Annotated in this window: 15 protein-coding genes; 6 read left to right on the forward strand and 9 right to left on the reverse strand. The window is 56.3% G+C overall.

From position 1 onward, the window contains the following. Positions 1-158 precede the first annotated feature (158 nt). The 4 genes from wzc to wbaP all read right to left on the reverse strand — a co-directional run bounded on the left by wzc (position 159) and on the right by wbaP (position 5653). Positions 159-2336 (reverse strand): tyrosine-protein kinase Wzc, encoded by a 2178-nt coding sequence (gene wzc, locus AC1V0D_RS08620; RefSeq protein ID WP_009089255.1) that lies wholly within the window; start codon positions 2334-2336, stop codon positions 159-161. A 12-nt stretch (positions 2337-2348) separates the two neighbouring features. Continuing rightward, positions 2349-2783 carry an arsenate reductase/protein-tyrosine-phosphatase family protein gene (locus tag AC1V0D_RS08625; RefSeq protein ID WP_009089253.1) on the reverse strand — a complete coding sequence of 145 codons (435 nt, stop codon included), beginning with the start codon at positions 2781-2783 and terminating at the stop codon, positions 2349-2351. Between the two features lie 9 nt (positions 2784-2792). Next, positions 2793-3932, reverse strand: a complete 1140-nt coding sequence (locus tag AC1V0D_RS08630; RefSeq protein ID WP_009089251.1) for a polysaccharide export protein — start codon at positions 3930-3932, stop codon at positions 2793-2795. 287 nt (positions 3933-4219) lie between these two features. Then, a complete protein-coding gene (gene wbaP, locus AC1V0D_RS08635) occupies positions 4220-5653 on the reverse strand; it encodes an undecaprenyl-phosphate galactose phosphotransferase WbaP (RefSeq protein ID WP_009089249.1) in 1434 nt (477 codons plus the stop codon). A gap of 797 nt (positions 5654-6450) precedes the next feature. Between wbaP and AC1V0D_RS08640 the strand changes: the two genes are divergently transcribed. Beyond that, the gene (locus AC1V0D_RS08640; RefSeq protein WP_482907259.1) at positions 6451-8022 is read left to right on the forward strand and encodes a TerC family protein; all 1572 of its coding nucleotides are present in this window, start codon (positions 6451-6453) and stop codon (positions 8020-8022) included. An 18-nt stretch (positions 8023-8040) separates the two neighbouring features. Here AC1V0D_RS08640 and asmA read toward each other — a convergent pair whose 3' ends face one another. The 3 genes from asmA to udk form a co-directional block, all read right to left on the reverse strand. Then, on the reverse strand, positions 8041-9864 hold the full coding sequence (asmA, locus tag AC1V0D_RS08645) for an outer membrane assembly protein AsmA (protein ID WP_482907260.1): 1824 nt from the start codon (positions 9862-9864) through the stop codon (positions 8041-8043). Positions 9865-9876: 12 nt separating this feature from the next. Continuing rightward, positions 9877-10458 carry a dCTP deaminase gene (dcd, locus tag AC1V0D_RS08650; RefSeq protein ID WP_009089244.1) on the reverse strand — a complete coding sequence of 194 codons (582 nt, stop codon included), beginning with the start codon at positions 10456-10458 and terminating at the stop codon, positions 9877-9879. Between the two features lie 81 nt (positions 10459-10539). Continuing rightward, positions 10540-11181 carry a uridine kinase gene (udk, locus tag AC1V0D_RS08655; RefSeq protein WP_009089240.1) on the reverse strand — a complete coding sequence of 214 codons (642 nt, stop codon included), beginning with the start codon at positions 11179-11181 and terminating at the stop codon, positions 10540-10542. 284 nt (positions 11182-11465) lie between these two features. On the opposite strand from udk, the gene AC1V0D_RS08660 reads away from it, so the two are divergent. From AC1V0D_RS08660 to AC1V0D_RS08680, 5 genes are all read left to right on the forward strand, one after another. Beyond that, positions 11466-12080, forward strand: coding sequence for a phosphatase PAP2 family protein (locus AC1V0D_RS08660; protein WP_009089238.1), 615 nt, complete (start codon positions 11466-11468; stop codon positions 12078-12080). Between the two features lie 163 nt (positions 12081-12243). Continuing rightward, complete coding sequence (locus AC1V0D_RS08665) at positions 12244-15579, forward strand: diguanylate cyclase (protein WP_267371604.1); 3336 nt, start codon at positions 12244-12246, stop codon at positions 15577-15579. 75 nt (positions 15580-15654) lie between these two features. Beyond that, complete coding sequence (gene yegD, locus AC1V0D_RS08670; protein WP_111208251.1) at positions 15655-17007, forward strand: molecular chaperone; 1353 nt, start codon at positions 15655-15657, stop codon at positions 17005-17007. Positions 17008-17384: 377 nt separating this feature from the next. Further along, on the forward strand, positions 17385-18089 hold the full coding sequence (locus AC1V0D_RS08675; RefSeq protein ID WP_482907261.1) for a hypothetical protein: 705 nt from the start codon (positions 17385-17387) through the stop codon (positions 18087-18089). After that, positions 18086-18517 carry a hypothetical protein gene (locus AC1V0D_RS08680; RefSeq protein ID WP_307743332.1) on the forward strand — a complete coding sequence of 144 codons (432 nt, stop codon included), beginning with the start codon at positions 18086-18088 and terminating at the stop codon, positions 18515-18517. The genes AC1V0D_RS08675 and AC1V0D_RS08680 overlap by 4 nt, the downstream gene beginning before the upstream one ends. A 164-nt stretch (positions 18518-18681) precedes the next feature. Here the strand turns inward: AC1V0D_RS08680 and AC1V0D_RS08685 are convergent, their stop codons facing one another. Further along, the gene (locus tag AC1V0D_RS08685; protein WP_482907262.1) at positions 18682-20025 is read right to left on the reverse strand and encodes a carbohydrate porin; all 1344 of its coding nucleotides are present in this window, start codon (positions 20023-20025) and stop codon (positions 18682-18684) included. A 208-nt stretch (positions 20026-20233) separates the two neighbouring features. Continuing rightward, a complete protein-coding gene (locus AC1V0D_RS08690; protein WP_009089229.1) occupies positions 20234-21193 on the reverse strand; it encodes an aldo/keto reductase in 960 nt (319 codons plus the stop codon). Between the last annotated feature and the right edge of the window lie 63 nt (positions 21194-21256).

A 21256-nucleotide genomic window follows, 5' to 3' on the forward strand; every position in this document is an offset into this window, starting at 1 on the left:
TGGAGATGAAGTCTGTTGAGTGACGCTCGCCATGCGATTTATCGTTTTATCGCTTTTCCGGGTCCGGACAGAATAACCTGTGTCAATTGATGCGTGTCGTCATTCAAAGGGACGATAAAAAGGGGCGGTCAGACCGCCCCCTGTTGCTTACTCAATGATCAGCTTTTGTTGGTCTTGCCGTAGTCGTAGGCGTAGTAGTCGTACCCATAGCCATACGCGTTGGCCGCTTTACGCACCACGGCGTTGAGGATCACACCTTTAATCTCAATACCGTTCTGGGCAAAGCGTTTGAAGCTGACGTCCACTTCTTTCGTGGTGTTGGCTTCGAAACGCGCCACCATCAGCGAGGTGCCTGCCAGCTTACCGATAATTGACGCATCGGTAACGGCCAGGATAGGTGGCGTATCGATTAATACCAGGTCGTAGTTCTTGCTCGCCCAGTCCAGCAGCTCACCCATGCGACGATGCATCAGCAGCTCAGACGGGTTCGGCGGCACCTGACCACGAGGCAGGAAGTCGAAACCGTATACCCCCTGCTGAATCAGCGCCGGGCTGAACTCCGTTTTACCGGACAGGACGTTGGACAGGCCTGATTTGTTATCCGCGCCCAGCAGTTCGTGGGTGTAGCCACGACGCATGTCGCCATCGATGAACAGGACACGCTGACCCGCTTTCGCGACCAGGGTCGCCAGGTTGGCACAGATAAAGGTTTTACCAATACCCGGGCTGGCGCCGGTGATCATCAGGATGTTGTTTTTCGCTTCCATCATGGCGAAGTGCAGGCTGGTACGCAGACTACGAATCGCTTCGATAGAGAGGTCGGTCGGGTTACCCAGCGCCAGCAGCGTTTCGTGCGGGTCGGTTTTCACCTTGCTGCCGCGACGCGCCAGGGCTTCGGTATCCTTCTTACGCTGCCAGTCTGACAGAGGCACGCTGGCATAGACATTCATGCCCAGCTCTTCCAGCTGATCCGGGTTCTCGATGCCGTGATGCAGCAGCGCTTTCAGCAGAACCAGACCGACCGACACGAACAGACCCAGAATCAGGCTTGCGGCGATGATCAGCATCTTCTTCGGTGCAACCGGCGCGTTTGCTGTCTGCGCGCTGTCGATGATGCGGACATCACCCACGGTGCTCGCTTTACTGATGCCCAGCTCCTGCTGACGGTTCAGCAGCTGCATGTAGATCTCCTGACCAGACTGAACGTCACGGGTCAGACGCAGGATTTCCTGCTGAGTCTGAGGCATGCCAGAGATTTTCTTGTTCAGCTGAGCCTGCTCATTCTCCAGCGTTTTACGTTTTTCCAGCAGCGCACGGTAGGTCGGGTGATCTTTGGTGAACAGCTGGGAGACTTCCGCTTCACGGAAGGTCAGTTCGTTCAGCTGGCTCTGCACGCTGACAGAGGAGTCCAGGGCAGATTTCGCTTCCAGTGACAGGTCAACCGATTCGTTCTGACGACGGAAGGCGTTCAGTTTGTTTTCCGCATCATCCAGCTTGCTGCGAACGGCAGGCAGCTGAGTGCGCAGGAACTCCAGACTTTTCTCGGCCTGCTCAGACTTGCGCTCAACGTTCTGCAGCAGATAGTTGTTCACGATCTGATTCAGGACTTTGCTGATCTGCTCCGGATCTTCACCCAGGTACTCCAGACCCAGCACGCCGGTATCTTTACCTTTGTCAGCTACGGTCAGGTTGGAGAGAACAGAACGGATCGCCTGCAGGTCGTTCAGCTTGGTGACGGTGAAGCTGGTGCCTTCGTCAGCGTGGATCTCGCTGACCAGCATGGTGACGTCGCCGTGCGACTCCAGCTGACCGACTTTACCTTTAAACAGCTCATCACCATCTTTAGAGACGGTGTAACTCTGCGGGCCGGTCACTTCCAGTTCCACGTTACGCTTGTCGATGGTGCGTGGGATTTCCAGGCGGGAAATCGCGATGCTGGCAGGTTTATTCCCCATCAGGCGCGACAGACCCTTACCGATAACCGGGAAGTAGTTCTGCTCAACCACGGTATCCAGACCCAGATCGTCAACCGTTTTGCCGATGACCATACGGGATTCGAGGATCTCGATTTCCGTATCAGACGCCGGGGTCGGTGGCAGAATGCTGTCAATTTCGTTCAGAACGGTGCTGGCGTTCTTCTGCTCAACCTGAACCAGCGCATCTGCGCTGTAAATCGGTGTCGCAAACAGTGTGTAGAGTGTTCCCGCCAGCATGAAAAAAGCGGTAACGGCAACAATGATCCAGCGATGATCAATTAGCTGTCCCACAAGATGCGCCAGATCCCATCCATTCGACTCCTCTCCCGGCGCGGTTCTGACCTTATTTTTTATATTCATGGATAATCCCAACTATCGGCTTAATACGTTGACCCACTTCTGGGTAGCGTTTTCCAGTAACCCGTAAATCTCTTCAAAGGCCTCACGGCTTTTTCGATACGGATCCGCAATTTCTTTCTGATTGAGCCAGTGCCCAAGCAGCATAGTTTTGCCACGCGCAGCGGGGTCGATGCGATTCACCTGTTCAATCTGTCGCTTTTCCATCACCAGAATCAGATCGGCCTGACGGCACATCTCGGCCGTCAGCTGCTGCGCCTGGTGACCGTCCAGCGACAGACCCTGCGCAGCGGCGACGTCAGAGGCTGTCTGGTCGGCCGGGTGGCCTACCAGCGCCCCCAGGCCAGCAGAACGAACATCCAAATCGGGCAGCGCGCGTTTAAACAGGCGCTCTCCGGTGGGAGAGCGGCAGATATTGCCGACGCAAACGACTAACACGGACGTAATCATGGTCAGACCTTAGTTCGACCAGTTGCGGATACGCAGCGCGCTCTCGCTCACATCGTTGATACCCGCAATGGTTGGCAGTAATTGCGAGATCACACGGTTCCAGCGCGTCAGCGGTGTAGAGGTGACATAAACGATGTCGTAAGGCTGAAGCTGGAAATCGGTGCCCATCACCATGGATGCCGCATCTTTGGTGTTCAACTGATAGATGTTGGCAATCTTGCTGCGATCGGTACCGTGCAGTGGACGGATAACGAAGACACCGGTGGCGTCAGAGGTGGTCTGGTCCATCCCGGCCGCATTACCCAGCGCTTCCGCCAGCGTCATGCCGCTGCGGTCCATTTTCAGGGTCGCCTGCTGCTTCACTTCGCCCATGACGAAGATTTTCAGATCGTCATTACGTGGAACGTAGAGGATATCGCCCGGATAGAGGAGATGGTTCTGGCTCAGGTCACCATTCTGCATCAGCGCCTGCAGAGAGACACGCTGCTCACGACCATTGTGCGTCAGCACGACGTTACGCCAGTCTGCATCGGCAGCCAGGCCGCCCGCGGCGTTAATCGCATCCAGAATCGTCAGCGGCACGTTGGTAATCGGCTGCTGGCCTGAGGTGGTGACAGAACCGGTCACGTAGGCTTTCTGTGATTTGAACGAGGCGATGCTGACATCAACCTGAGGACTTTCGATGTACTGTGCCAGGCGACGGGCGACTTCGTTACGAACGTCGCCGACGGTACGGCCCGCGACACGCACACGACCGATGTAAGGATAGAAGATGGTGCCGTCTGAGTGTACCCAGTTGCCGGTGTCGCTGGCGCTACGATACTGACCGGCTGGGGTGGTCAGCTCCGGGTGATCCCAGACCGTGATGGTCAGGACATCGCCCACACCGATACGGTATTCGTAGTTCTGAATTTCGTTCTGGAGAGTCGGGTTCGCCTGGGCCACCAGTGGCTTAGGACGCATCTTCTCAACCAGTGAAGGGGTTAACGGAAAGACGTTGACGTATTTGTCGATGTCAAAGTTGCTATCCTGCTGCTCAATGACATCTTTTCCCGACGTAGAAAGGCGCTGACCTGGTTCGATCGTACACCCGCTGAGGAATGTGGCGGATACCAGCAAGGGTATCAATTTCATTTTGATTGTAATCATTTAGATCTTCGCTATCAGTTATTTATTGATAGAGGCGAAACCGCCGCTGTGTAAGCGTCCAACAAAAAAAGTAAATCCTGCCTGACTTAAGCTCTGAACCTGTCGTTCATTATCCTTGCTCCACTTGTTATACGTTGTCGCCATCTGTCAGGGCGAATCTGCGTGCCGTGCATCATAGTAGACTAATAATGCACGACGATATCCCTGACGATGGCGCCAACAACGACACGCCTGACAACGGCACAACACCTCTGAGTGCGCGTTAACGCACTCCTTTCGACTCACACTTAATACGCACCGTCACGTTTCAGGACGACACCCACTGTTTTGAACAGAATGGCGATGTCATTCCACAGTGACCAGTTTTTTACGTACCACGAGTCGAAATAGACGCGGGTTTCATAGTCAACATCATTACGACCGCTGACCTGCCACAATCCCGTCATGCCTGGCTTAGCCATCAGGTAATAATCAACATCACCAGCATAACGGCAGAGTTCATCTTCAATGACCGGACGAGGACCGACCAGGCTCATATCACCGCGCACCACATTCCAGAGCTGAGGTAACTCATCCAGACTGGTTTTACGAATGAAGTGGCCCACTTTAGTAATACGTGGATCATTTTTAAGTTTGAAATCTTTATCCCATTCCGCACGTGCAATCGGGTCAGTACGAAGGACCTCTTCCAGCACTTCTTTGGAATTAATCACCATCGAGCGGAACTTCAGGCATTTAAATTTACGGCCATTCATTCCTACACGTTCGTGACCATAAATCGGCGGTCCACCATCACGGCCAACCAGGAAGCCGAGCACCAGCAGCGCAGGCATCAGCATCAGAATAATCGACAGCGCACCGACAATATCGAATGTCCGCTTCAGGAAGCGCGACGTGCGTTTCGCCAGGTTGTTCTGAACACGCAGAATCATCACTTCATGGCTGAAGATGTAGGCCATGTCGGTCCCGTAGAGCGGCACACCGCGCAGGGTAGGGATAACGGAGACGGAACGGCAGTTGTGCATCGCCAGCGACTTCAGCCACATATCGCGGTACTGACTCTGCTCAAACTCCACCGCCACGATGAACTGGGTTTCACTGCTGGCCAGATGCCAGAGTTCCTGCTCGTCGCGCAGCACCGGCACGCCATTCATGATCTCCTGCGGGCAGGTTCCATCAACGTCATAGAAGGCCACTACGTCAAAGCCCATTACCTCTTCGCTTTGCAGCGCCTGCCAGGCTTCGTGGGCATTTTTACTGCTGCCAATAATAATGGTCTGTTTTTTCCACAAGCCATTTTTATTAAGCAGACGTTTTGCCAGGGCGCGACAGGTCGGAATGAAAATCAGCGCCAGTACCCAGGTCAGCAGCCAGACAAAACGCGACATCTGCCACTGCGACAGCGCGGTAATCGACAGGTCAATAACAGAAAATATAAGAATGGTACGAAAAACTTCTTTTAATTCGAACCAGAAAGGTTTGCGGTAAGTGTAGTGACGAAGTCTTACCCAGAACCAGCCGATGCAAATAATTGACAGACAAATGTGCGTGGCAATTTGTAGATTCATTTCTTTTTCAGAAATATCTGCCAGCGGCGAATCTGACTGAACATTAATTAGCATCATCGCTATAAATAAAGCTGCGTTGAAACAAATTAAATCTGAACAGGCCAGCGTTAATTTGGTAATAAGACTTTTAAACGTAAATTGTGTATCGCGCATATTTAACTCTTTATTTTATTTCCTTTAACCCGCAACGGCTATCGCCTGTTTAATCGCTGAACGATGAAGCCTCTTCAGACTGAGCCGTTTCTAAGGGGAGCTCCTGCGGCGTTTACGCCCATGATCTTAACCATAAATCCAATAATATTGTGATGAATACCAACAGATTACTCTGACTTTAATCACCGCCAGCGCTGCTCATTTTATCAACGAAAAACACGATTCAGGCACGCTACCGCCCTTGGCTGTCGCTGCCAATATCGCTGTCATCATTCATATTGCTCCCCATAATGCGTCAGCGTTACCGGAACGCATCATACAGACGTTCGCGCTCAAATTACGCAATCCGGACATTGCGATTAATGTCGAATTGGTACGCAAATTACGACTCTGGGGAAGAGTTTGCTAACTTGTTGCTATACTAGTTATTACTGGCTTGTTTACAAGCAGGTCCCGCTATCCCTGGACTATTTTAGGAAAAAGACTACCAGCGATTAGTATTGAAGCCAGACAGGCAGTGCAATCCTTTCGTAATAATTCGGATTAATGCCATACTCCCGCTGCGATAAATCGCATAAGCCCCGCAGGTGAATATCGTTTTCACGGTGCAGAATGAGTAAGAATTATCTCCCCTCCCCTCTGCAGAGTTAATCAAACCGTCACACCGTTATGCTCATCTTTTGCACGATAAATCCGGGCTATCCGGCTGTAACGCCCCTGCCCTGCCATTTGTACCGGGCTTCGCACTCCACTATCATCAGAGAAAACGCAATTTAAAATATTCAGGTGAACACGAGATGCTGGACGCAATGGCGGATCCCTCGCTCTGGGCAGGATTAGTAACGCTAATCGTTCTGGAACTGGTTTTAGGTATCGACAATCTGATCTTCATCGCTATTCTGGTTGAAAAGCTTCCCGGGCCCCTTCGTGACCGGGCACGCGTGATCGGGCTGCTGCTGGCGCTGCTGTGCCGGTTGCTGCTGCTGGCTTCGCTCTCCTGGCTGGTTACGCTGAAGGAACCCTGGGTTACGCTGGCGGGCCATCCCTTCAGTGCGCGCGATTTGCTGCTGCTGTCAGGCGGGATTTTCCTGCTATTTAAGGCCACAACAGAGTTGAATGCGCGGCTGGAAGGCCATGATGAAGAGAGCGGTCAACAAAAAGGCGGCGCTAAATTCTGGCCGGTGGTGGCGCAGATTGTGGTGCTGGACGCCATCTTTTCACTGGATGCCGTGATTACGGCCGTCGGGATGGTCAACGACCTGCCGGTCATGATGATTGCGGTCACCATTGCCATTCTGCTGATGCTGCTGGCCAGTAAGCCCTTAACCCGCTTTGTGAACAGCCATCCGACGATTGTCATCCTCTGCTTAAGCTTTTTACTGATGATTGGCTTCAGTCTGGTGGCGGAGGGCTTTGGCTTTGTGATCCCGAAAGGGTATCTCTACGCCGCCATTGGCTTCTCGGTAATTATTGAGGCGCTGAACCAGCTGGCTCACTTCAACCGCAGGCGGGTCCTCTCGGCGGGCCGCCCGCTGCGTCAGCGAACGGCGGAGGCGGTGCTGCGACTGCTGCGTGGCGCGGCGGAACCGGCGGAGCTGGACGCAAAGACCTCGTCACTGATTGCAGACAGCGATGACAGCATGCTGTTTAACCGGCAGGAACGGGTGATGATTGCCCGGGTGCTGGGTCTGGGTCAGCGCCACGTCAACAGCATCATGACCTCGCGCCATGACGTCGAACATATCGATCTCAGTGACGACCCGGCAGAGATCATGTCACGCCTCGACCGCAACCAGCACACGCGAATCCTGATTACCGACCACTCCAGCGAACCGCTCGGTGTGGTTCACGTCATCGATCTGCTACATCAGTCACTGCACAACGTGTCGCTCGACCTGCGCGCCCTGATCCGCCAGCCGCTGGTATTTCCTGAACGCCTGACGCTGCTGCAGGCGCTGGAGCAGTTTCGCCAGGCGCACACGCACTTCGCCTTTGTGGTGGATGAGTTTGGTTCGGTGGAGGGCGTCGTCACCCTGAGTGATGTGATGGAAACCATCGCCGGCAATCTGCCGAACGAAGCCGGTGAAATCGACGCCCGTTACGATATTCAGATTCTGGCTGAAGGTCACTGGGTGGCTAACGGCCATATGCCGCTGGAAGATCTGGCGCTCTATGTGAAGCTGCCGCTGGATGAACAGCGCGACTATCATACGCTGGCAGGATTACTGATGGACAAGCTGCAGCACATCCCGCAGGCCGGCGATGCGCTGCAGCTGGGCGACTATCTGCTGAAAACCCTGCAGGTTGAAAACCACCGGGTTCAGAAGGTGGAGATCCTCTTCCAGCCCCCTGTTGTTGAGGAGGTGTAAGATCCTGCGCCCGTTACGTTACGGGCGCAGGATTTTCTTCAGGTTCTGTTTGTTCTCGTCATCTTTCTGGCGATCGATCCACTGATTGAGCCGGGATTTCGCTTCACTCTGCAACCGGTCACGCAGCACGGCATCCACCGGCAGTGAATATTGCAGACTGTCCCAGTCGCCATACATACGCAGCGGAATCGGCTGAGCAGAGAGCGTCTTCACCAGCGCGTCGTCGCCCTGCCAGCCGCTGATTTTCAGACCCAGCGTGACGTCCAGCTGACGCTGCGCCAGATCCACCCTGCCCGCGCCCTGTAAGCCGAGATCCTGACCATTGCCTTCGATGTCGCTGAAGCTGAGCACACCTTTATTCAGGGCGACCTGCGCACTGATCGACTCAATGCCTTCATCGGACTTCTCTGTATTGCTGACTTTGTCGCTCACCCGCGCCACGGCGCGCTGCACCATCTGCTGAAGGTTAATCTGAGCCAGCTTCAGGTTACTGGCGCTGATCGTCGCCCTGCCCTGCCAGCGACGTTTGGCCGCCTCGACATTCAGCGTGTCGCCGGCCAGTTCGCCATCAAGACTCAGATTGCCCTGCAGACTCTCCGGCAGCGCAAATGCCTTCAGCAGCGGCTGAATGGCAATCAGCCGGAGCTGGGGCTTCAGGGCCACCTGCGTCTCCGGCTGACGGATATCAATGCTGCCGGGGATCGAGAAGCTGCCATTGCCCAGTTTGCCGCGCAGGGTGTGCAGGGTCATCAGCCCCTGCTGGTTGCTGGCATCGACGGTGAGGCCGGTGAGCGACAGTCCGCGCCAGACCGCACTGTCCGCCTGTAATTTCAGGGCCAGATCCATCTCGTTCAGCGGGGAATCGGCATTGCGGGTTTCACGCGGCGCAGCAATCACCGGCGACCGTGCGACGGTCGCACGCTGCACGCCGGGCGTCTCGGCAACGGGGGCACCGTTCAGCAGATTATCGAGGTTCAGCGTGGTCGCTTTCAGATCCAGCGCCAGCCGCTGCGGCGGCGCAATATGGCCCTCACCCTGACCGGTCAGCGTGGTGTCATTTGCCGTGAGTTGCAGGTTGCTGAAGGCAAACTGCTGGCGGTCGCCATTCCATTCGCCCTGCAGGGTCAGCGAACCTTTAATGCCCTGAGGCGGGATATCGGCACCGGAAAGGGTGTAATCAAACTGCTGGAGCTGGCCGGTGAGACGATGAGGATACTGGGCGGCATCCAGCTGACCTTTGAGGGTGACGGTGGCGTTACGCTGGTTGCGCATCAGCGTGGTGCTCAGCGCCAGCGTCGCCTGTTTGTTCGCGTCCTGCTCCATGTTCATGTTGAGGTCGCGGAAATTGTATTCGTCGCCGCCTGGCTGCTGCCAGATCAGCAGGCTGTCTGCCACCCGCAGTTTCGCGATGTCAAACGACCAGCCGCCGGAGGGGGCAACCGGATCGGCATCACGGGGTCCCTGGGGGGCATTTTTGCTCAGCCGGGCAGCGCTGTCTGGCGTGACGCGTACCACCGCATTTTTCAGCATCACCTGGCTGACGCTCAGCTGATGGGATAACAGCGGCCAGAGATCCACATCCAGCCGCATATTGTCGGCCGAGACCAGCGGCTGGCTGGCACCCGGCGCGGTCAGACTCATCCGGCCGGAGAGAATGCTGAGCTGCGGCCAGACGTGCCAGCGCAGATCGCTGCTGACCTGAAGCTGATAACCACTGCGTTGTTCGACCTGCTGCACCATATAGGCACGGAAGTCGTTGGGATTGACCAGCAGTACCAGCGCGCTCATTCCCGTTACGACCACCACTAACAGGATGGCCAGCGTGGTTATCACTCTTTTCATCAAATCCTCAGATCAGTCTTTGTCGATACGACTGGCGTCAGCGCCCTGCTGACCCCGATATTTGGCATCTTCACGACGGTTATAAGGGCGTGCAGCCGGGCCAGAAAGCGGCTCGAAACTCAGCGCGCCGATAAGCATACCGGGACGCAGCGCCAGCGGCAGTTTACCGGAATTGTAGAACTCCAGCACGATCCGGCCCTGCCAGCCGGGATCGATGCGGTGCGCCGTGACATGCACCATCAGTCCGAGCCGGGCCAGCGAAGAGCGACCATCCAGCCAGCCCACCAGATCGTCCGGCAGCGTCACCGACTCCAGCGTTACCGCCAGGGCCAGCTCACCCGGATGCAGGAAAAAGGCTTCGCCATCCGCCAGCACGATCTCATCGCTCATCACGCGATCCAGTGCCGCGCTCACTTCCTGTTTCGGGCCGCTCAGATCGATAAAGGCTGCGGTATGACCGCTGAAGGTACGGAACTGATTGCCCAGGCGCACATCGACCGTGGCGCCGTTGATGCGCTCGACCGGCGGACGCGGCTCAATCGCCAGCTTGCCGCTGTCCAGCCAGGCTTCGATATCGCGATCGCATAATCTCATTGCGGTAACTCCATGACATGAGTGTAGCAAACCGGCAGGCGTGCCTGCCGCCGGTCTGCCTCACGTCCTCAGGGACGTGAACTATTCAAAAAACTGGTTGATTTTCGCCTTGAGGATATCGATGGCGATACGGTTCTTCCCGCCGCGTGGCACGATGATATCCGCGTACTGCTTAGACGGTTCGATAAACTGCAGGAACATCGGACGCACGGTCTTCTGATACTGGCTCATTACCGAATCCATGGAGCGGCCACGCTCATTGACGTCACGTTTCATACGGCGCATCAGACAGATGTCGAGCGGCGTGTCCACGAAGATGGAGAAGTTGAGCTCCTGGCGCAGGCGCGCGTCGGTCAGCAGCAGGATCCCCTCAAGGATAATCACCTTCTTCGCCTTGAGGATCTGCGTTTCCTGGGTGCGGGTGTGCTCAACATAGCTATATACCGGCAGCTCAATATCCTGCCCGGCTTTGACGGCCTGCAGATGCTGCAGCAGTAAATCATGATCCATCGCGCTCGGATGGTCATAATTGGTTTTAACCCTCTCTTCCATGGTGAGGTGACTTTGATCTTTGTAATACGCATCTTCCGGGATAACCCCGATATGCTCGCCACCAACCTGATCACGGATTTCACGATAGAGCGTGCTGGCAATTAAACTTTTACCGGATGCGGAAGCGCCGGCAATGCCTACAATCACGCACTGATGGGACTTGTCAGTCATACTTTTTTAAGACCTGATAACTGGAGCCTGCCACTGGTCACACATTACGCGGGCAGCTGACGGGCCGAAATGGAGAGGGTGTGTTCGCGCTAAGTATAGGGATTTCGGCCTTTTGATGCCAGAGAAATGGCGTCTGCGACTTTTCAGACTTTCTCCTTTGGACGCCACTCATTTCACCGATAAACTAGTGTCACCCCCTACTCAGAAAAAAATGGCCTGCGCAGCGGGCCGTTCAGATAACCCGTGTCGCGAACGTGACGACCGAATGATGCATCAGGAGTTGTATGCACTGGAAGACTTTGACCTATTTTGGCGACAGCATGCTGTTGATTCCGACAGCGGTGATTATTGCGCTGATTCTGCCGTGGAAGAGTGATAACCGTCTTACGGTGTTTTACTGGATTGTGGCATTTGGCCTGGCCGGTCTGACCGTCAGCCTCTCTAAAATTCTGTTTCTGGGCTTTGGCATCGGCAGCGCCCGCTTCAACTTTACCGGCTTCAGCGGTCACAGCGCCATGTCTGCCACCCTGTGGCCAGTGATGCTGTGGCTAATCTCCGGGCGCTGGCCTGCGCTGCTGCGAGTGGCGGCGATTGGCGTTGGCTATCTGATCCCGCTGATGGTCGGTTTCTCCCGTCTGGTTATCCACGCACACTCGAAAAGTGAGGTGGCGACCGGTCTGCTGCTGGGCTTCACGCTGAGCACCGCGTTTCTGATCTCCCAGCGACGCACCGCGCTAAAGGGCTTCAGCTGGCCGCAAATCGGGGCCGCGCTGCTCGTGCCGTTTGTCCTGATGAGTCACGGTCGCGTTGCCACTACCCAGCAGTTTCTGGAGCGCTTCTCCGCCAGCCTGGCGGGTCTGGAAAAACCCTACACCCGGGCCGATCTTTTTCGCCAGTAATCAACAGGCTGCCCATCGATATTTCCCTGCCCGTCAATTCGCTGAATAACGGGCAAACTCGATTTCCTCCCTTTTTTCTTTGCCGAATGTGCTAGCATGCAGTCAGAGAATGACCGGTGCCTGATTCGCCATTGCGGAGCCCTGCACCCTGCCGGAAGTCTGCATGACGATTGAGATCTTTGCCCCGCAAAATAGCACACCTGGCCGCTGGCTCTCGGCCCTGCTCCTGGGCTGTGCGGTATTTGTCCTGACGCTGTTCTGTCTTGAACTGATCGTGGTGAGCGTGAAAATTTCACCGCTCTGGTTCCCGACCACCTTCATGACCATTGTGGTGTTTCGCTGCCCGTTACGTCAGCTGCCGCTGCTGCTGACGGCCTGCGTGCTTGGCACCGCAGCCGCTAATGCCATCGTCATCGGCCCTGCCCTCTCTAACATTAAATTCGCCCTGCTCAACCTGGTGCAGGCAGGCGTGGGCGGGATGCTGCTGCGCGCCCTGCTCGATCGGCGTGCGCCGCTGAATTCGCTGCACGACTGGGCACGGCTGGTGCTGTCGGTGGGCATTGTGACCCCGCTGCTCGGCGGGCTGATGGCGCTGTGGATGCTCAGGGTCAGCGGGCATGCGTCGTTTCCCTTCTTCTATACCTGGGTGATCTCTGAAATCATCGGCATGCTGGTGTTAGGCCCGATGTTACTGCTGATGCCATGGCCGCTGCGTCGCGCGCACTTCAGCGATCTGCGTCCGGCGGAGTGCGTGCTGACGCTGCTTATCACTTTAGGCGCCAGCTACCTGGCACTGCGTTTTATGCCGTGGCCCTTTACCTTTATCGTGGTGATCCTCTTCTGGTGCGCCGTTCGCCTGCCCAAGCTGCAGGCGTTTGTGCTGTTCTTCCTCAATGCCAGCTTTATCGCATTATTGCTGGCCTGTAACCTGGTCAGCGTGGTGAATAACAACACCGCGCTGGGCCCGGTTTCCAGCTGGTTACCCTTCCTGCTGGTCCTGATCCCCAGCCATATTATGTCGCTGGTGATGGATGCGTTCCGGCGCGAAAAGCTGCATATCACCGACAGTGAAACCCGTTTCCGTCATGCGATGGAGTACTCCGCGATCGGTATGGCGCTGGTCGCGCCGGAGGGTAACTGGCTGCAGGTGAACCGTTCGCTTTGCCAGATCCTGGGCTACCCGGCGGAGGAGCTGAAGCGGCTGACGTTTCAGCAGATTACCCATCCCGACGATCTGGCCCTCGACCTGCAGCATGTAAACCAGCTGCTGGAAGGTGAGATTGATACCTACACCTTTGAAAAACGCTATTTCCGCAAGGATGGCGAGATCGTCTGGGCGCGGCTGACGGTGTCGCTGGTGCGTGACGGCGACACGGCACCGCTCTATTTTATTGCGCAGATCATCGACATCTCCGAGCTGAAAAAGAGCGAGCAGGTAAACCGGCGCCTGATGGAGCGCATCACGCTGGCGAATGAGGCGGGCGGCATCGGCGTCTGGGAGTGGAACCTGCTGACCGGCGAGATGCTGTGGGACAAGCGCATGTACGCCCTGTTTGGTCTGGCTCCGCACGAGTCGCCCAGTTATGACCTCTGGCTCCATCTGCTGCATACCGCCGATCGCGAATATGCCGCATTGACGGTGCAGCAGGCGATAGAGCTGCGCAGTGCGTTCCATATGGAGTATCGCATCGTGGACGCGCAGGGTCAGCGCTGGATCCGCACGCAGGCGAACCGGCAGCTGAGTAAAGAGGGCCGTATCGAGCGTATGCTCGGCATCTGTCAGGACATTACGCCGCTGCGCGATCTTAATGAAGCGCTGTTTCAGGAGAAAGAGCGCATGGCGATCACCCTGGACTCGATCGGCGAGGCGGTGATCAGTACCGATGAAGCGATGCGCGTAGCCTTTATGAATCCGGTGGCAGAGAAGATGAGCGGCTGGTCTCAGGAGCAGGCCGCCGGCAAGCCGCTGAGCGAGCTGCTGCACATCACCCAGGGACAGACCGGCCCTGAGGTGGAGAATCTGCTACTGTGCCAGTTACCGCCGGAAAAAATCACCCCCGACCTGGATGAAGATCTGGTGCTGCACACCCCGGATGGCGGCCATATCGATATTCACTACAGCATTACGCCACTGCGCTCCGAGGCGGGTCTTGAACAGGGCGCGGTGATGGTTATTCAGGATGTGAGCGAGTCGCGAAAACTGATGAAGCGCCTGAGCTACAGCGCGCTGCATGACACCCTGACACGTCTGCCTAACCGGGCCAGTTTTGAGCTGCAGCTTAAGCGACTGCTGTTTGACGCGGCTGAACATCATCATCAGCACGTGCTGGTGTTCATCGACCTGGATAAGTTTAAAGCGGTCAATGACAGCGCCGGCCATGCTGCGGGCGATGCGTTACTGCGGGAACTTTCAGAGCTGATGCAGCACCATCTGCGCAGCAGTGATTTCCTGGCCCGACTGGGCGGCGATGAGTTTGCCCTGCTGATGGCCGACTGTCAGGTCGACCAGGCGCGTGACGTGGTGCAGCGGATTGTGGCCGCCGTAAACGACTATCGTTTCCAGTGGCAGGAACGCCGCTATCAGGTGGGGGCGAGCGCGGGCGTCACACAGATTTCCGCCGACAACTGCGTCAGCGGTGATGTGCTGTCGCAGGCAGACATCGCCTGCTACAACGCCAAACGCAGCGGGCGCGGACGGCTGGTCGTCTTTGAACAGCACCGCCTGCCGCTGCCGGGCAACCCTCAGGGAGTAGATGCTGCGATGATTGATGCGCTGCAAATTGAGCTGCCCGCCTGGGCTGTCGCCCCACCCAAAACGCCTCAGTCAGCCTTTATCTGGCTGCTGGAGGTCCAGCTATTGACTGCGGAGGGGATACTGGTGGATGAAACCCTGCTGCGTCATAACCTGCCGGATGAAACGCTGCGTCGCCGGCTCGATAGCAATATCATCGAGGCCTTTTTCCGCCAGGACGTCGGGACGCTGAATAAAAAAGGGATCCCGGTCATCCTGCCGCTGAGTGAAGAGCTGCTCGGTGACGCCGCTTTTGTGCAGCAACTCTGTCAGCGCTTTGTCGCCGCAGGTCTCGCCAGCAGCCGCTGTGGTTTTGCTTTTCCGGCCGCCAGCGTACTGAGTAAAAGCGATCGGTTCTATACCGCGCTGCTGCAGCTGCGTGAGTGTGGCTGTCGCATCGCGCTACACCATTTTGGCCGCAATCTGGACGCCTTTAATCTGCTGAGTGACGAAGTGGTCGATTACCTGGTGCTGGCACCGGAATTGGTCGCTAACGCCCACACCAGCCTGATGGATGAGATGCTGCTGACCATCATTCAGGGCCAGGCAACGCAGCGCCATATTTCGGTGCTGGCGGGTCCGGTTTCCGTTCCGGCGGTGCTTAGCACGCTGGCTGATCTTGACGTCGATGGCGTCTGGGGCAGCGCGGTAACCGAGCGTCAGCCGCTCCGTTCCCTGGCGGAAGATCGCCTCTTTGCTATCCGCTGATTCCCGCGCTGGCCGCTTGCCACCCTGCTGAAGCTGCGCTAAAGTCGCCCCCTTTTTTCCGGCATGGGGGCGAAAATGTTCATAGGATTCGATTACGGCACGGCTAACTGCTCCATTGCAGTGAGCGAAAATGGCTCGCCGCGTCTGTTAACGCTGGAAAATGGTCAGCGTCTGCTGCCGTCAATGATCTGTGCACCGACCCGCGAGTCGGTCAGCGAATGGCTCTATCGCCATCATCAGGTGGCAACCCCTGACAGTGAAACCACCGCGCTGCTGCAGCGCGCGCTGCGTTACAACCGCGAAGAGGATATTGAGGTTCAGCCCGGCAGCGTGCAATTTGGTCTGACCGCCCTGCAGCACTACATGGTCGATCCCGAAGATGTCTGGTTCGTTAAATCCCCCAAATCCTTTCTGGGTGCCAGTGGCCTGAAGCCACAGCAGATCGCCCTGTTTGAAGATCTGGTCTGCGCCATGATGCTGCACATCCGCCAGCAGGGTGAAAGCCAGCTCGGGCAGACCCTCGATCAGGCGGTGATCGGTCGCCCTGTCAACTTCCAGGGGCTGGGCAGCGATGAGTCGAACCAGCAGGCAGAGGGTATCCTGCTGCGTGCCGCCCACCGCGCCGGATTCCGTGACGTTGAGTTTCAGTTTGAACCCGTCGCCGCCGGACTCGATTTCGAAGCGACCCTGCAGCAGGAGACGCGGGTGCTGGTGGTGGATATCGGCGGCGGCACCACCGACTGCTCGATGTTGCTGATGGGCCCGCAATGGCGCAACAGAGCCGATCGTCGTGAAAGCCTGCTGGGCCACAGTGGCTGTCGCGTCGGGGGTAACGATCTCGATATCATGCTGGCCTTTAAGACGCTGATGCCGCTGCTGGGTCTGGGTGGCAACACTCAGAAGGGCACCGCCCTGCCCGCGCTGCCGTGGTGGAACGCGATTGCCATCAACGATGTGCCGGCGCAGAGCGACTTTTACAGCGCCGCCTGCGGGAAATGGCTGCGGGATTTAGTGCGTGACGCGGAACAGGGTGACATCGTGGCGCGTCTGCTGAAAGTGTGGCAGCAGAAGCTGAGTTACCGCCTGGTGCGCGCGGCGGAAGAGAGCAAGATTGCGCTGTCAGACGCCCCGGTGCATACCGCCTCACTCGACTTCGTGGCCGCCGCGCTGCAGACAGACGTGAGCGTGGGTCAGCTGCAGGAGGCGATCAGTCAGCCGCTGGAGAAAATTCTGGAGCAGGTGCAGCTCGCCTTAGCCACCAGCCAGATTAAGCCTGATGTCATTTACCTGACCGGCGGCAGTGCGCGTTCGCCTCTGCTGCGCGCGGCGCTGCAGCAAACGCTGCCCGACACGCCGATTGCCGGTGGCGATGATTTCGCCTCGGTCACGGCCGGTCTGGCCCGCTGGGCAGAAGTGTTGTTCCGCTAGGCTGGCACTGTAATACTAAAAACGGCACCTGAGGGTGCCGTTTTTTTTGCGGGTAACGCTGCCCCCACTGGCTCATTCAAACATATCCATTGCTCTGCCCGCGCCGTTCAGGGAAAAGCCTGAACCGGACGCTCTCTTACGGCAGGAACCCTCATTTCTGTTTTCAGCGATCTGCCACACGGACACGCTATTGCAACGTCGTTTAGCCTGTCACAGGAAGCGTTTATCTGTAAGGTCGCTTCGTTTTACCTGTTAAGCCACTATTGCTGGAGCTCTGTGTTCACAGCGAACGCTCCCTCTCCTTCACAGTGGTCCGGCGATCCCGTGTCAGAGAACATCAGACCGCCATAAATAGATAACGTATGGAGAGACTCAGGATGAGTAATCGGTCAGACATTATTGAAGGCGCTCAGGCACCTTATGCAAACAGAGGGCTGGTTTATACCGAAGTGCTGGGCTGGGTAGATTTAGGCCACGCGCAGGGTACAGATATTCGGGAACTGTTGAGGTTAATCACGCAGGGTGAGTCCTCAGGAAAGCACTATTATGAGGTCAGATATTCGCAGGGCATGAGCGGAATCCGGGGCGAGTTTCGATCAGGAAAGATGACGACCTGGCAGATCCGACATGGCCGGCCTGGCTGGGAGCAAAAAAGTATCGCGCTGGCGATGATGATGAGCATAGCTCGAAAATTTGAGGATTTTCAGAGCGCGTTTCCCTATCACCTTGGCACTGACAGCGGTTTTAGTGGCGAAGACCTGGTCTCAGACCTGCTGGGTTTTTATCGTGTCGTGTCGATCCAAAACCCCTTTGAAATGCTACGTCCGGTGAGTAAAAATGAAGCGCTGAAACGCTGGGATTACTACGGTAACATCGGTCGCTGGAAAAACGAGACCTTCAGGCCTTTGCTGTTCCCTGACCCGGAAAAATTCCCTCATTCATCTCCCCGGAGCGGAGTGCTTCCCGCCTTCATGCGCACGGTGATTCCCTATCACGATTTTTTGTCTGGAAACGTCATTTTGCCCCGGCACGATAAAACATTCATGATTTTAGGCTCAGTTGAAAGCAGGATGGGATTATGAGAAGAGGCAGCGCCGTTCTGATGAGCGTCTTTGTCATGGGGATGGTTGTGGTGGCGATGGGATGGCCCTATGTAAGGATGGCTTTTGCCAGTAGCGCTCATTATTCCCAGCAGGATAAGCGCCAGTACAACTATTACACGCCCGATTTACTGAAAGAGATGCCTCGCCTGTCTGACAATTATGAATTCAGCTACAGCAATATCAGTGGTCCACAGGCTTTTGTTTATGGTCTTCAGTTTAAGGGTACAACCGATACCAGCAGAATCCGTGACTATCTGCTCTCCAGAGGATATGAAAAACAAAAGCAGTGCCAGACCAAAGCTGAATGCTGGCGGTCCTCACAAAATCAGGACGTTGTTTCATTTTACAGTCTGGCTGAGTTAAATATGGTGAGTGTTGAACTCTATCGACGCGGACATAATGAGTAAAACGTCAGAAGATAAAAACAGACGCCTGTAGCAAGGTATGGCGGGCCGGGAATGGCCCGCCATAAATCTGTCCGCTATAGCGATTTTGCGTATGGCTTGTGCTCACCGCCTCAGATCGCTATCCCCGTCCAAATCGCCCTTCCGGATAAGGCCTGAGCAGTGGATCAGAAGGCAATATTGGCGCTGATACCGCCGATAAAGGCATCTTTGACTTCACTCACCGCGCCCGGTGCCACCACATACTGCAGGTTAGGCCGCAGTGACATCCAGTTCGTCACTTTGGCGTTGTAGTAAACCTCATAGTTATACTCTGACCCTTCCTGAATCGGCAGATAGGTCGGGCTGTCAAAGCGGCTCTCACCATTAGCCTGATTCTGCTGACGCAGTGAGCGGGTATAGTCGCTGTTCACATGAATGCGTGATGCGCCGACGCCAATCTCATCCTGCGGACGGGCATCAAACGGACCGGTCCAGGTAAAGGCGACAGACTGGTAGTTGTCGGTTTTCGAGGTCTTGTGATCGTTCATCACAGCCTGCACCCGCACGCCCAGACCGCGATTCACATCGCCATCCTGCGCGGTCAGCTGCTGTTGTAACAGCAGATAGCCACCATAGGCGTGAGCCTGATCCTGATAGCCGCCGTTGCGCCAGCTGCCATAAACATCGCCATCCACTGACGAGTAGTAGTAGCCGATGCGGTAGTTACCCGGTAATTTCTCCGGCCCGAACGTCGGTTTCCAGCCCAGTTCGACCGGCACCAGATTGCCTTCAGAGTTGCTGGTATCCAGCCGGAAGCCATCGCCGCGATCGTAGTTGGCGCGGTTCTGGTTGTAGAAACCTACCTGGAAGAACAGCTCGGGCGTCATATTGATTTTTACCCGACCGCCCCACTGCGAGACCGGCCAGTTGAACCAGCGGTCGCCGCGCCAGTTACCCGCCTGGCCGCTGCCAAGCGCCAGGTTCTGGAACAGGTTGCCGTCGAAGTTATCGAAGTCCTCGCCCACGGTGACCCGCCCGGCTTTCAGATCAACCACATCGTTGAACAGCCCTTTGCGCAACCAGAACTGCGTCAGCCGCCAGGTCTGACCGCGACCGTACACCTCCTGAACCGATGAGAGCATACCGGTGCGTTTATCCGCCACCTGCTCAGAGAGATTCTGTCCGTCGCGGTTAGTGACGGTCATCTGAAACTCTGCATCCTGCCAGTTCAGCAGTTTTTCCAGATCGAAGTTGGTGCCAAACGTCCACTGATCGCTGTAGCGCATGGTGGTGTTGGTATCTGCGCCGCCACCCAGATTGGCGGCACTTTCCATGGTGTAGTTAACGTCAAACTTAATCCCTTCGTCCTGCAGCTGCGTTCGGTAACCGTCCCAGTCACCAAACATCCATTCGGAATCCGGGCTCAGAGCGTCAGCCGCCATAGCGGGCGCGGAGAGAATAGCCAGGATCAGGGTGCCGGTTGCCACACGGCGCAGCGGAAAAGCGTGCTCTGCTTGTCTGTTTTGCATGGTGCGTTTTCTTATGTGAGTGACAGGAAGTGACGCGCAGAGGATAGTGCTGGATAAGCTTCAGTTTTTGTAAATACGTGCGCATAATTTCCTGAAACATCAGTTTATTAACGCATTTGTGATCGGGATCGCTGAATGGTTATTCTGCGGGCAGAATGCGCATTTTTTGACAGGCGTAATCGATAAAGGGGCGCTAGCGCCCCCTGAATCAGCGGCTGGCCTCGTCCAGCTGTGCAATCTGCTCTGGGGTCAGGGTCAGCTGTGTCGCCCCCACCAGGTCGTCGATCTGCTGAAGCGAGGTGGCGCTGACGATCGGCGCGGTAATCCCGGGACGGGCAATCTGCCAGGCGAGTGCGACCTGCGTCGGCGTCACCTGATGCGCCTCGCTGATAGCATCCAGCGCGTCGAGAATCCGCAATCCGCGCGGATTGAGGTATTTCTCTACCACGCCCTGCCCCCGTGCGCTTTTTCCGGCATCAGCCGCATCACGGTATTTGCCACTGAGAAAACCGCTCGCCAGCGAGTAGTAGTTGATGACGCCCAGACCCTGTGCCATGACCACCGGCTCAAGCTCCGATTCATAGGGCTGACGGTCGTAGAGGTTATATTCAGGTTGTAAGGTCTCATAGCGCGCCAGCCCCTGGCTCTCACTCACCTGCAATGCCTCCTCAAGCCGCGCCGCACTGTAGTTAGAGGCTCCGATGGCGCGCACTTTCCCTTCACGGATCAGGCTGTCGAAGGCACTCAGGGTGTCGGCCAGCGGCGTATCCTGGTCGTCGCGATGCGCCTGATAGAGATCGATATAGTCAGTCTGTAACCGGCGCAGTGAATCTTCGACCGCCTGGCGAATATATTGCGGCTTCAGCCCGGTTTTCTCGGGTGACAGCTCCATGCCGACCTTGGTCGCCAGTACGATCTGGTCACGTTTACCGCTTTTTTTCAGCCACTCACCAATAATGGTTTCCGATTCTCCCCCTTTGTTGCCCGGTGCCCAGCGGGAATAGACGTCGGCGGTGTCGATAAACCAGAGTCCTTTCTCCACCAGCGCATCCAGCAGCGAAAAGGAGGTCGGCTGATCCACCGTCCAGCCAAATACATTGCCACCAAACGTCAGTAACGGCACCGCGATACCACTGTCACCTAACTGCCGGGTTTGATTCTGACTCATCCTCTGCTCCTTATTTGCCTGATAAAGGGTCTTTATTTCAGCATAGCAAAGGGATTTTCATGG

Source organism: Pantoea sp. PA1 (assembly GCF_056856975.1).